At 32.2% G+C, this 12,674-nt stretch carries 10 protein-coding genes; 4 read left to right on the plus strand and 6 right to left on the minus strand.

Features of this window, described 5'->3' with window-relative positions:
- Nucleotides 1–19: 19 nt before the first annotated feature.
- The gene (locus tag ACFPTQ_RS13215; RefSeq protein ID WP_379777998.1) at nucleotides 20–3,283 is read right to left on the minus strand and encodes a SusC/RagA family TonB-linked outer membrane protein; all 3,264 of its coding nucleotides are present in this window, start codon (nucleotides 3,281–3,283) and stop codon (nucleotides 20–22) included.
- Nucleotides 3,284–3,436: 153 nt separating this feature from the next.
- Entirely contained in the window at nucleotides 3,437–4,606 is a 1,170-nt protein-coding gene (locus ACFPTQ_RS13220) for a FecR family protein (protein WP_379777999.1), read from the minus strand.
- A gap of 126 nt (nucleotides 4,607–4,732) precedes the next feature.
- Here ACFPTQ_RS13220 and ACFPTQ_RS13225 point away from each other — a divergent pair, with 126 nt between their 5' ends.
- Together ACFPTQ_RS13225 and ACFPTQ_RS13230 are read left to right on the plus strand one after the other, a co-directional pair.
- On the plus strand, nucleotides 4,733–5,305 hold the full coding sequence (locus ACFPTQ_RS13225; protein ID WP_379778000.1) for an RNA polymerase sigma factor: 573 nt from the start codon (nucleotides 4,733–4,735) through the stop codon (nucleotides 5,303–5,305).
- Between the two features lie 147 nt (nucleotides 5,306–5,452).
- Nucleotides 5,453–6,142 carry an NUDIX hydrolase gene (locus ACFPTQ_RS13230; protein WP_379778001.1) on the plus strand — a complete coding sequence of 230 codons (690 nt, stop codon included), beginning with the start codon at nucleotides 5,453–5,455 and terminating at the stop codon, nucleotides 6,140–6,142.
- Nucleotides 6,143–6,227: 85 nt separating this feature from the next.
- On the opposite strand, the gene ACFPTQ_RS13235 is transcribed toward ACFPTQ_RS13230, so the two are convergent.
- Complete coding sequence (locus ACFPTQ_RS13235) at nucleotides 6,228–7,808, minus strand: NADP-dependent glyceraldehyde-3-phosphate dehydrogenase (RefSeq protein ID WP_379778002.1); 1,581 nt, start codon at nucleotides 7,806–7,808, stop codon at nucleotides 6,228–6,230.
- 50 nt (nucleotides 7,809–7,858) lie between these two features.
- The gene (locus ACFPTQ_RS13240) at nucleotides 7,859–8,164 is read right to left on the minus strand and encodes a rhodanese-like domain-containing protein (RefSeq protein ID WP_278036112.1); all 306 of its coding nucleotides are present in this window, start codon (nucleotides 8,162–8,164) and stop codon (nucleotides 7,859–7,861) included.
- Between the two features lie 316 nt (nucleotides 8,165–8,480).
- Here ACFPTQ_RS13240 and ACFPTQ_RS13245 point away from each other — a divergent pair, with 316 nt between their 5' ends.
- Entirely contained in the window at nucleotides 8,481–9,116 is a 636-nt protein-coding gene (locus ACFPTQ_RS13245) for a Crp/Fnr family transcriptional regulator (protein WP_379778003.1), read from the plus strand.
- A gap of 70 nt (nucleotides 9,117–9,186) precedes the next feature.
- Nucleotides 9,187–9,972: a sulfite exporter TauE/SafE family protein gene (locus ACFPTQ_RS13250; RefSeq protein ID WP_379778004.1), complete on the plus strand. Its 786-nt coding sequence runs from the start codon at nucleotides 9,187–9,189 to the stop codon at nucleotides 9,970–9,972.
- A 102-nt stretch (nucleotides 9,973–10,074) separates the two neighbouring features.
- Here the strand turns inward: ACFPTQ_RS13250 and cydB are convergent, their stop codons facing one another.
- Both cydB and ACFPTQ_RS13260 read right to left on the minus strand, forming a co-directional pair.
- Nucleotides 10,075–11,151, minus strand: coding sequence for a cytochrome d ubiquinol oxidase subunit II (cydB, locus tag ACFPTQ_RS13255; RefSeq protein ID WP_379778005.1), 1,077 nt, complete (start codon nucleotides 11,149–11,151; stop codon nucleotides 10,075–10,077).
- A gap of 3 nt (nucleotides 11,152–11,154) precedes the next feature.
- Entirely contained in the window at nucleotides 11,155–12,486 is a 1,332-nt protein-coding gene (locus ACFPTQ_RS13260; protein ID WP_379778006.1) for a cytochrome ubiquinol oxidase subunit I, read from the minus strand.
- Nucleotides 12,487–12,674 lie beyond the last annotated feature (188 nt).

The raw sequence follows: 12,674 nt of genomic DNA on the forward strand, positions 1-12,674 counted from the left end.
TTTAAAATTATTGGCTAGATTAAAAATTTACTTCAACTCCTAAAGAAACAGTTCTAGGATTAGGAAATGATCCGTTATCGTAACCTCTTGAGAAAGAACCATCATTACTATTAAAATCAGGATCATAACCTTTGTATTTAGTAATAGTCCACAAATTTTGACCATTAGCATAAACTCTAGCTTTTTGAATTAAACTTTTAGCAGGGAATGGAATATTAAAACCAATTTCCATTGTTTGTAATCTAAAATAATCTCCTTTTTCAATGAAGCGGTTAGAGTCTCTACCATTAGCATTTGGATCACCAATAATTGGACGAGGTATATTAGTGTTGGTGTTTGAAGGTGTCCAATAATTTAACATATCTGTATGGTGGTTTCCATATTGTCCAGCCATTAAATTACGATATAAGCTATTGAATACTTTGTTACCTCCACTTCCTTGACAAAACATTGAGAAATCCCAATTTTTATAACTTCCGCTAAAATTAATTCCGTAATTGTATTTTGGAATAGTGACTCCTTGATAAGTTCTATCTAGGTCACTAATCATACCATCACCATTAATATCTTTGAATCTAATATCCCCTACACCAGCATTCGTTTGAGTTGGAGCAGCAGCAATTTCGCCAGCATTTTGAAAAATTCCATCCGTTTCATAAGCATAAATTTCACCCATTGATCGTCCTACTTCAGTTTTTGATGCAGCACCATAAATTGGATTTCCATTAATACCGATCTGTAAAACTTCATTTTTAAGCGTACCTACATTCGCCGAAATACTATATTTGAATTCATTTTGACTATTCGTATATTTTGCCTCAAATTCAAAACCTTTATTTCTCATCGCGCCCGCATTAGTAGTTATACTCGCAGGAAAAGCGCCTGTCGAATAGGGTAATGGAACACCTATTAATAAATTTGAAGAATTTTTAATATAATACTCAGCCGTTAATTGTAATTTGTCATTAAACAAACCAAACTCAGCAGCAAAGTCCGTAGTTTTTACATCTTCCCAACGCACATTTGGGTCATACGAACTTACCACAGTAGTCCCAGGTGCTAATTCATTATTGAAATCGTAACCTGCAAAATTATTAATAGTAGCTGCAAAAAAGTAAGCAGGGATTGTATTGTTTCCTAGTTTACCATAACTTCCTCTTAACTTAACAGTATTAAGCCACTCTGGTAAATGAATAAATTTTTCATTACTTAATTTCCACGCTCCAGAAAAAGAATATGCATTAGTGGTATTATTATTTGTATTAAACAAAGACGATTTATCTTGTCTAAAATTAGCTTGAACTAAATAACGGTCATCAAAAGAATAATTAATTCTACTGATATAGGATATTCCTTTTATTTTAGTTTCAGATTCTCCAGTATTGTTCGCATCAGCATATTGCAACTTGCTAATTTCACCATAATCATAACCAACCCCCCTAGACCAGTGGTTGAAAAATTGTTTGCTTTCTTGAACCCAACCCGCTAAAACATCAACTTTATGCTTGCCAATTTCAAGATCATAAGTCAATAAATTATTGAAAAAAGTCTTGATTTCATCGCCACTAACAACATCTAATGAAGCCTCTTCTTTAGTTGTGATATAATACCAACCTAAATCACTTTGTGGGACAAATACTCTATTTTGATAATTTAAACGATCGTAACTAGCGTCCATTTTAAATTTTAATCCCTTAACAATTTCTAATTCTCCCCACGCATTTCCGATAAATCGATTTCTAATACCTCTATTATCAATCAAATTATTAAATCCTATTACGTTTAACGAAATCGCTCTTTGTGTTAAATTGGTTGTTCCACCATAACCACCTAATCTATTCGAATCGTAAACAGGCATAGTAGGTACAGCACTTACTAAAGCACCTACTGCTGACTCCCCTACGTAGCTATTAAAACTTTCTTTTCCTGATTGTGTATAACCTATTTTTGAGCCATATTTAAAATTCCCTTTTTTACCACTTAGGTTCAAATTCATCGATAGGCGCTCATAATTTTGAGGGGAATTAATGTAGCTACTGTTTTTGAAATAATCCATATTCAAATTGTAAGCTAAATTTTCAGCACCTCCATTGAAAGTTAAAGCATGATTTTGAACAACGCCCGTTTCATAAGCTTCATCTTGCCAATTAGTATCTACATTCCTAATATAACTACTATTAGTTGGGTCATTACCAGGAGCCAAAGTAAGTCCAGCATTTGCTTCAGCAGCATTTGTTATAGTTTGGTAACCAACGCGATCTGTAACGGACCATTTCTTTGCTACATTTTGAAAACCAACAAGGGATTTGTATTTAATATCCATTCTTCCTTGTTTTCCTTTTTTGGTTGTAATAATGATTACACCATTAGCACCACGAACTCCATAGATAGCAGCCGAAGAAGCATCTTTAAGTACCTGCATAGACTCAATATCTCCAGGAGCAAAATCAAAGGGAGAATCTACAATCATTCCATCAATAACAAATAATGGATTATTGTTACTGAATGAATTCAAACCCCTAATTTTAATATTTACAAAACCTCCCGGCTCACCCGAAGATTGAACAGTAACCCCAGCAACTTGTCCTTGAAGCATTTTTGCAGCATCATAGGTAATTGTTTTTTTAGCACTTTCCATGTTTACAACCCCCACAGAACCTGATAAATCAGATTTCTTTTGAGTACCATATCCAATAACAACTACTTCTTCTAACTTAGCATAGTCATCTGATAGTTTAACAGTAATATTGGATTGATTACCTACAATAATCTCTTGATTTACAAAGCCTATATATGAATATACAAGTACAGAATTGGGCCCAGCAACCTCAATTGAAAACTTACCATCAAAGTCAGACTGAACAGCATTAGTAGTTCCTTTTTCTAAAACATTTACTCCTGTTAAAGGGTCTCCTTTAGAATCTTGAATAACACCCGTGACTTTTATTCGTTGTTGTTGTATCTTTTCAAGAGCTTTATTTTTTGCAATAATAATCTTATTATCTCCACTAAGTTCAAATACATAACCTTCACCCCCAAGGTTATCGTTAAGGAGCTTGTTAGCATCTACTATTCCTTTTTTAAGTTTTAATTTAGGAACATTTTTAAACATATCTTCTTGATAGATAAATGTGTATTTGGTTTGAACTCTTAACATATCGAAGACTTCATCAATAGTCACAACTTTATCTTTATCTACTACAATTTTTACATTTTGTGTAAAAACCTTACTAGAAGTAAAACTTAAGGCTGTTGTACAAAAAAACAATATAAAAGCTTTCATACAGGTTAGTAAAAACTTTCTCTTTAAAAAGAAAAAATGGTTAATAAATTCAATTTTCATATATTTGGTGTTTATTGGTTAATTTGTTAATTAATAAGCTTCATGGGGAAAAAAAGTAGCGTACTGTCCAGGTATTACTTTCTTCCCCTTTTTTTATTTTATTGTAATTTTTCGGTCTTTTATCTCATAGTCTTTTATAAAATTGGTTTTCTTAATTATTTTTAAAATTTCTCGTATATTATCATTTTTACTTAATACTCCATTAAATTTTACGCTCTCCAGAGCTGTATTTTGAAATACAACTTCAACATCATACCATCGAGACATTACTGCCATAATTTCCTTTAAATTCTTACCCTTGAAACTAAAAATCCCTTTTGTCCATAGTACTTCATTGTAGGCATCAACAGTTTGGATATTGATATTTTTGTTTTTGATGTTAATAGTAGACTGTTGATTTGGACTCAAATATTTTTTTGTGGTTGCATTAGTAACAGTAACTTTTCCTTCTACTAAGGTCGTAGCAACATTATCTTCATCTTTATAGGCTTTAATATTAAATTCAGTTCCTAAAACTTCAACGATCTGTTCTTTGTTTACTACTTTAAAATTTGATCCTTTATGATTGGTACTTGGAGACACATCAAAAAAGGCTTCTCCATATATTAATTCTACTTTTCTAGAACTGCCCTCCACAAAAGCAACTGGAAATTTCAATTTAGAATCAGAATTTAACCATACTATTGTTCCATCAGTTAAAACCAATTTAAATTGTCCTCCTCTAGGAATAGTTAGATAATTATATGGAATAGCAGAATTTGGTTTGTTTCTTTTGTTACACACCAATTCTTTTCCGTTGCTAACTACATTACCCCTCTGATAAGTCTTATTTTTTTCTAACAACACATTTGACCCATCTTCTAGTGTCAATACAGCTTTATCAGTTCCTGCACTTATTACATTATTAACTAGAACTTTAGGTTGTTCAATAGGATTATTATTTAAAATGCTATTACTATTAAAATAAGTTGATGCCACTACTCCTATGAAAACTGCTGCTGCCGAATAATAAAAAAGTTTACGTATTTTTTTAATTTTCTTCTTTCTTATTTCTTGTGCATAAGCTCCTAATAACTCATTAATCACTTTATTAGAATCAAATTCTTGCATATTATATTCTATTGCATAATTAATCTTTACGAATTCATCAAATAACTTCTTATTATTTGATTGCTGAATCCATTCTTCTAACTCCGTTAATTCAGAAGCTGATGCTTGTTTAGTTAAAAATTTAACTATTATATTTTCTATTTTAGCGTCCATTATTTTGTGTCCCTTTTTATCAATTACGAATGCTTTTTACAAAACCCTATGTTTTTATGTAATTTTTTTTAACTTTTTTTTTACATTGCATAAAAATCAAGCTCATTATTTACACTAACCTTAATTATGCTAGCTTATTCTGACAATACCCAACTTATCCATGCTTTAAAATCAGGAGATCCTAAAGCATACACCTATTTAGTCAATACTTACCATCATAAACTATGTGTGTATGCCTATAGTTTTACGCATGACCATAGTCTTTCGGAAGATATTGTTCAGAATGTTTTTATGCGTATTTGGAATAAAAGAGAAAATCTTAAAGATGATTTTGTACTAACAAATTTGTTGTATAAATCTGTTTACAATGAATTCATAGATCATTATCGCACACAAAAATCATTTTATCCACTAGAAAAAAAATATATTGATGCTTTGAATACTATTGTAGAAACGGATGACGAACATTCGTTAGAAAGAATCATCAAATTAGTTAAACGGGAGATTCAAAATTTGCCACCTAAATGCCGTGAGATATTCTTGCTCAGTAAAGAAGAGGGACTTACTAATATTGAAATTGCAGAATACAAAAATGTTTCCATAAAATCAGTTGAAGCCCATATAACAAAAGCCTTTACAATTTTGCGTAATTCAATTGGTGATAAAACCGATATTTATCTATTCTTAGCCTTTAGATAATTCATATTATCGAATTTTTACAAAACCAAACTAATCAATAAAAATTCTACACTTAAATTGTTCAAAAACAAAAGTGTTTTCAAAACACTAATTAATTATGATACTTTTTAATAAGTGTTTATATTTACACCAAAATAATCTAACAAGATGCTAAACAGTTATAGTTCTGAAGACAAAGTGCTACTTTCAGTAGATTGTATCATTTTTGGATTTGATAATGAAGGACTTAAGATTCTTCTCATCAAAAGAGATTTTGAACCCGAAAAAGGCAAATTGTCTTTGATGGGTGGTTTCCTAAAAAAAGAAGAATCCCTAAATGATGCCGCTACCCGTGTTTTAAATCATTATACAGGTTTACAAAACATATACATGGAGCAGTTATATGCTTATAGTGAAGTAGATCGTGACCCTGTAGAAAGAACCATTTCTGTTGCTTACTATGCCCTAATTAATATTGAAAATCATAATACAGAATTAATCAAAAATTATCACGCTGAATGGTTCAATATTTCACATATGCCAAAATTAATTTTTGACCATAACGAAATGGTTGCGCATGCCATGCGTAGATTACGTTATAGAACTTCTACTAAACCAGTAGGTTTTGAACTCTTACCAGAAAAATTCACTATGCGTCAATTGCTAGAATTATACGAAGCCATCTTAGACAAAGAACTGGACAAAAGAAATTTTATTAGTAAGATTAATTCACTTGACATATTGGTAAAACTCAACGAAAAAGATATGTTATCGTCCAGAAAAGGGTCTTATCTTTATAAATTTGATAAAGAAAAATACGATGCAAAATCACTTAATAACTTTGCATTAAACTTATAAAAAATCTATTTTCATAAAATAATAAAACCGTCCCAATAACTATCAGGACGGTTTTTTCGTTTTTGTTTTTGTTTTTAGTTAACTACTACAAGATATAATCAGTATTAATAAAATTAGATTCTTTATTATTTAACAATTCTTGTAATATTTCGTTATTGTAAGCATTATCTTTAGAAGCCACAAAGGTTCTAATAGAAAATGAACGTAAAGCGTCAAAAACACTAAGGGTACCTACCGCAGAATCCTTGCGACCTGTAAATGGATACACGTCTGGTCCACGTTGGCAAGAACTATTTAAGTTAACTCTACACACTAAATTCACTAACACATCAATAAGTGGAGCTAATGTTTTACTGTCTTTTCCAAATAAACTCACTTGCTGACCATAATTTGATTCAGCCATATCGTTTAATGGTTCTTGAATATCCTTAAAAGTCATAATTGGAACCACTGGCCCAAATTGTTCTTCGTGATACACTCTCATTTCTTTATTCACAGGGAACAAAACAGCAGGAAAAATATAATTTTCAGATACTTGTCCACCTTTGGCATTAATAATCGTAGCACCTTTGCTAGTTGCATCATCGATTAAGCCTTGAATATATGCTGGTTTTTCTACCTCTGGTAGTGGGGTTAATGAAACTGATTTGTCCCAAGGATTTCCATAAACCAACTCATCAACAGCCTTAGAAAATCTTTTATTAAATTCTTCAGCTATTGATTCATGAACGTATAAAACTTTTAAAGCTGTACAACGCTGACCGTTGAAAGACAATGTTCCTGTAATACATTCAGATATAGTTAAATCTAAATCGGCATCTGGTAAAATAATCGCCGGATTTTTAGCTTCTAATCCTAATACCAAACGCAATCTGTTTTTATTTGGGTGTTGATCTTGTAACGCAATGGCGGATTTACTATTTCCAATTAATGCCAGAATATCAATTTTTCCTGATTTCATAATTGGAGAGGCAATTTCCCTACCTCTACCGTAAACAATGTTTATTGCTCCTTTTGGGAAACTGGTTTGAAAAGCTTCTAATAAAGGAGAAATTAATAAAACTCCGTTTTTAGCTGGCTTAAATATTACTGGATTCCCCATAATTAAAGCCGGAATCAATAATGAAAAAGTTTCATTTAACGGATAATTGTAAGGACCTAAACACAATACAACTCCTATTGGACCTCTACGAATCATTGCATTTACACCTTGACTTTTGGTAAAATGCGCATTGCTTCGGTCTAATTGTTTGTAATGTTCAATCGTATCGTAGATATAATCAACTGTTCTATCGAATTCTTTTTGAGAATCACCTAATGATTTCCCAATTTCCCACATCAACAACTTAACTACTTCTTCACGAGTCGTTTTCATTTTTGACACGAAATTTTCCATACATTTAATGCGATCAGCCACTTTCATTGTAGGCCATAATCCTTGCCCATTATTAAAAGCATTGCTCGCAGATTCCACCACTTCTTGTGCTTCTGCTTCACCCATAAAAGGAATTGTTCCTAATAAAGTAGGTGCATATTCTTCTGTTGAAGATATTGTAGAATAAACCTCTGTAGTTTTTCCGGTCCATTTTTTCAATTCGCCGTTTACTAAATAGGTATCTTGATGTAATAATGTTTTTATCTTAAATTCTTCCGGGATTGAATTCATCTAAATTTTGTTTTGTTGTTGTTAGTTAGTTAATTTATTTAGCTGTTTTTTTAGATTACTTCACCTTCCCATTCAAGCATACCTCCTAATAAATTGTAGGTATTATCAAATCCTAATTCATTCATTATTTCGCAAGCTTTTGCACTTCTAGCACCTGAACGACAATAGATATAATAATTTTTACTCTTATCTAATTTTTCAATTTCAGAAATAAATCCTTGCCCTTGATGAATATCAATATTAATGGCATTAGGAATAATTCCTTCATCGCATTCAGCTTCTGTTCTTACGTCTAATATTACTGCATTCCCATCTTCCTCGAGTTGAGCAATCCAATCTTCTTGTGTTAAATTCATAATACTGTTCTGTTTTTTGTAAAATTACGATGTTTTTGCTATAAATTAGCCTTTGAAATTTGAATTAGCAAATATTTTAAAGAAAACGTTTTAGTGAAGTACTTATACCAACAAAACTAAGAATACCCTATAATTTTATTAAAAACTAACTCGATATTATCATTTTGAATAGAATATTCTCAATTTAACTTTTTCCTAACACACAGAAAACATTGAATAACTATCATCAAATTTTAACTACTTTTACAAAAGTCTTAGCTTTTTTCGAAAAATAACGAAATATCAACAAGATTTAGCTTCTACAAACACAATACACATGGCAACAGAAACACCAAATATTAAAAACGCATTTCCCAATTTTTCGAATGAATTAATACAGGAAATTGAAGCCAACTCCTCTTTACAATACTTTAAAGCGGGTGATGTTATCATGCGAACAGGCCAATACATCAAAAGTACCATGCTAATCCTTAAAGGACAATTAAAAATCTATCGAGAAGGAGATGATGGTGAAGAGTTTTTAATGTATTATTTACAACCCGGACAAGCCTGTGCTATTTCTTTAATATGTTCAACAAAAAACCAAACGAGCCAAATAACCGCAAAGGTTGTTGAAGATGTTGAAGCCGTTACTTTTCCCTTATCCTTAATGGATAAATGGATGATGAATCATCGTACTTGGTATGAATTTGTAATTTACACCTATAGAACCCGTTTTGAAGAAGTACTGGAAGTAATTGATAACATCGCTTTTAGAGCTATGGACGAACGATTAGAATTTTATTTAAAGCGACATGCTAAAGCTTGCGGCTGCAAAGAAATCAATCTTTCACACCAAGAAATTGCTATCGAATTGAACACTTCCAGAGAGGTAGTTTCTCGTCTATTAAAAAAAATGGAACAACGCGGTTTATTGAAACTTCATCGAAACCAAATTGAACTTTTTATATAAAAAAGCTTCATGTGACAAATGTTACTGTAATCAACCGAAATACATCCAACCTTTGTAAAAAAATTACAAGATGGAATATTTCGGATATATTGCTTCAATCATAATTGGACTTTCATTAGGATTAATTGGCGGAGGAGGTTCAATACTCACGATTCCTATTTTAGTTTACTTATTTAAAGTCGACCCTGAATTAGCTACCAGTTATTCCCTATTCATTGTAGGGACTACCGCTTTATACGGTGGATACAGTCATTACAAACTTGGTAATCTAAAATTAAAAACGGCGCTATACTTTGCGATTCCTTCGGTGTTTTCCATATTGATAATCAGAGAAGTAATTTTTCCTAAAATTGCCAATACGCTATTTACCATCGCATCTTATGCTGTGTCTAAAAACTTATTAATCATGATTGTCTTTGCTATACTCATGATTAGCGCTTCCATTTCGATGATTAAGAAAAGTAAAAATGAAGATCGTCCACATAAAACAAATTATCCTCAACTCGCCTTTATAGGCTTTCTAGTAGGCATTGTAACCGGTTTCTTAGGAGCTGGAGGTGGTTTTTTAATTATTCCTGCATTGTTATTCTTTGCTAATTTGCCCATGAAACAAGCAGTTGGAACTTCGCTGCTCATTATCTTTATCAACTCTGCAATAGGTTTTGTAGGTGACTTATACATCAATACCCCAATAGACTATCGTTTTTTGTTTTCAATAACCGCCATGGCTTTTATTGGAATGTTCGTTGGAATTTTACTATCTAAAAGAATTGACGGCACAAAACTAAAACCGATTTTTGGTTGGTTTGTATTAGTAATGGGAATTTATATTATACTCAAAGAAATCATTCTATAATCGTAAAGGATTTATATAAAAGTAAACAACAAACCCTAATATTTCCCAAAAGAGCCAATCTAACTACGGTTAAAATTGGCTCTTTTACTTTTACATTTAATGCTAATGTTCTCCATATCCTACATCATCCATTTTTCCACTAAATACTTTATACTGAATAAAAAAATAGCCAATAACTAACAATATAGCAACTGCAAACCAATACACACCTACTGATAAAGCATAATCACCATTGGCAACATTATAAATAGTCAACGATGGATTCACCTTATTAGTCGAGGGCAAAACTTCGGGAAAAATAGAAGCCGTTGTAGAAGTAAATCCTCCAACAAGGAAAAGACTCGAAAACAGGAATCCTGTTCCGTCTTTTTTTAATGTTCTCACTTTAAAAAGTCCAAACAAACCCACAAATGTGATTATTGGAAAAATAAAAAGTAATGGATTATTGATAAAATTATGGAAAGGTTCTTTCTCAATAATATGCCAAACAGAAATTGACACAACTACCAAAACTAGTAATACAAAATTCAATTTGTAAACCAATTGTCTTAATTGTTCATTTAAAGAAGAATTGGTTTTATAGATAATCCAATTGGCTCCATGAATCATTAATGCCACCACACTTACAACGCCCAGAAAGAGTGTAAACCAATCTATAATTCCAAGTTCGGCCGCTTCAGGACTAAAACTAGGATTCCACAAAGGCAAAAAGAAAAAATGAGGTTCCTGCGTAGAAACACCATTTACAACCATTCCTAGATTTACCCCACGAACTACATTTCCCAGTGCCATCCCAAAAAACAAAGCCAATAACAAACTGGCTATCCCAAAAGCTTTATCCCAAACTGCTTCCCACATTGCATTGTGAATTTGCCCACGCAATTCTAATCCTACAGCTCTAAAAATTAACAGCCATAAAATCATCATCAAAGGCAAATAAAACCCGCTAAAAGAAGCAGCATATAATGTTGGAAAGGCATAAAACAAAACCCCTCCGCCTGCAATCAACCAAACTTCATTTGCATCCCAAAAAGGACCAATAGCATTGGTAATTGCTTTTTTATCCTTTTCAGTTTTAGCAAAAAACAAATGAATAATCCCAGCTCCAAAATCGTAGCCATCTAATACTAAATAGGTTGCTAAAATGCCTATCAATACAATATACCAAAAGAATTCCATCGTTTATTTTTTTACTGGTTCTGGACCGTGATAAATAATTTTTCCAACTAAAATTGCAAATAACATTCCTAACAAAGCATATAAACCTACAAAGCCCATTAAGGTAAATAAAGTATTCCCAGAGGAGACTGTTGGCGATGCACCATCAGCAGTACGCAACAAATCATATACTAACCAGGGTTGTCTTCCTAACTCAGCTGTATACCAACCTGTGGTATTCGCAATATAAGGAAAGGGCATTAAAAACATAAATGCCCACAAAAGCCATTTGGTTTCAAACAATTTTTTTCGGCTTAATTGAAAAGCTGCCAATACCATCACTCCAATAAAAAGTGTCCCTAAACCTACCATAATATGATAAGCATAATACAATCCTGAAATATTGGTGGGATGAGCATCTACTGGAAATTGATCCAAGCCTTTTACCTCTGTATCCCAATTTCCATAAGTCAAAAAACTTAGCACATTAGGAACAGCTATCTTGTTATCTAATTTTTTATCTTTTACATCAGGTTGCCCAATCAATACAATCTCGGCTCCTTTTTTTTCTGTATGAAAAATTCCTTCCATGGCTGCAAATGTTACGGGTTGATGTTTAACAACATTTTTAGCCAATAAATCACCCGTAGGCATTGCTACAATGACACTGGAAATCAATCCAAAAACAACTCCTGTTTTCAAGAACAATTTTCCATAGGAAACATTCTTATTCCATAAAATGTAAAATGCTCCAATACCTGCCACTACAAATGAACTGGTTACTAACGAAGCTGCCTGATTGTGCAAGTACGATGGCCACAACCAAACATTGGTAAACAATGCTTCAAAGTTATTGAGCACAAATTTTCCATTTTCTAGAACTTCATAACCCACAGGGTGTTGCATCCAGGAATGCGTTGCAATGATTAAAAAACCACTAGCCCATGACCCTAAACAAATCAATAATCCGGTTACAAAATGCCATCGATGCCCGAGAATCTTTTCTCCAAATAAAAACATCCCTAAAAAGGACGATTCTAAAAAGAAAGAAAACATGCCTTCCATAGCAAGGGTTTGTCCAATAATCCCCCCTGTAAGTTCTGAAAATTTTGCCCAATTTGTTCCAAATTGAAATTCCATTGGAATTCCTGTTACCACCCCCATTGCAAAATTTAGAGCGAAGACTTTCATCCAAAAATGAGTGGCTTTGTTATAATGTGGGTCGTTAGTTTTTAAATACTTCCATTTGAAATAAACAACAATTAACGAAAGTCCCATTGTTAACTGTGGAAATAAGTAGTGAAAGGTAATCGTAAATGCAAATTGCATGCGATCATAAAAGAGCATTTCTTCCATAGGAAAGACATTTTTTGATACCACAAATTTAACCTAAACGCCCCAAAATTTGCATAAAAAAAGACTCAAAATTCGGATTTTAACTTTTTAAAACAAAAAATGCAAAATAGACCTTATGTGTAACTTTAGTCACCAGATAGACTAAGCAGAAGCTTTACCTTTGTATGTATAATTAAAAAAAGAATTGC

Origin of the sequence: Flavobacterium sp. GCM10022190 (genome assembly GCF_042656445.1) — a bacterium.
GTDB classification, from domain to species: Bacteria; Bacteroidota; Bacteroidia; order Flavobacteriales; family Flavobacteriaceae; genus Flavobacterium; species Flavobacterium nitratireducens.

Excerpts from the sequence above, each read along its gene's own strand:
- ACFPTQ_RS13220 (WP_379777999.1), bottom strand. The coding sequence starts at position 4,606 with ATGGACGCTAAAATAGAAAATATAATAGTTAAATTTTTAACTAAACAA.
- cydB (WP_379778005.1), bottom strand. The coding sequence starts at position 11,151 with ATGGAATTCTTTTGGTATATTGTATTGATAGGCATTTTAGCAACCTAT.
- ACFPTQ_RS13225 (WP_379778000.1), top strand. The coding sequence starts at position 4,733 with ATGCTAGCTTATTCTGACAATACCCAACTTATCCATGCTTTAAAATCA.
- ACFPTQ_RS13240 (WP_278036112.1), bottom strand. The coding sequence starts at position 8,164 with ATGAATTTAACACAAGAAGATTGGATTGCTCAACTCGAGGAAGATGGG.
- ACFPTQ_RS13235 (WP_379778002.1), bottom strand. The coding sequence starts at position 7,808 with ATGAATTCAATCCCGGAAGAATTTAAGATAAAAACATTATTACATCAA.
- ACFPTQ_RS13215 (WP_379777998.1), bottom strand. The coding sequence starts at position 3,283 with ATGAAAGCTTTTATATTGTTTTTTTGTACAACAGCCTTAAGTTTTACT.
- ACFPTQ_RS13250 (WP_379778004.1), top strand. The coding sequence starts at position 9,187 with ATGGAATATTTCGGATATATTGCTTCAATCATAATTGGACTTTCATTA.
- ACFPTQ_RS13230 (WP_379778001.1), top strand. The coding sequence starts at position 5,453 with ATGCTAAACAGTTATAGTTCTGAAGACAAAGTGCTACTTTCAGTAGAT.
- ACFPTQ_RS13260 (WP_379778006.1), bottom strand. The coding sequence starts at position 12,486 with ATGGAAGAAATGCTCTTTTATGATCGCATGCAATTTGCATTTACGATT.
- ACFPTQ_RS13245 (WP_379778003.1), top strand. The coding sequence starts at position 8,481 with ATGGCAACAGAAACACCAAATATTAAAAACGCATTTCCCAATTTTTCG.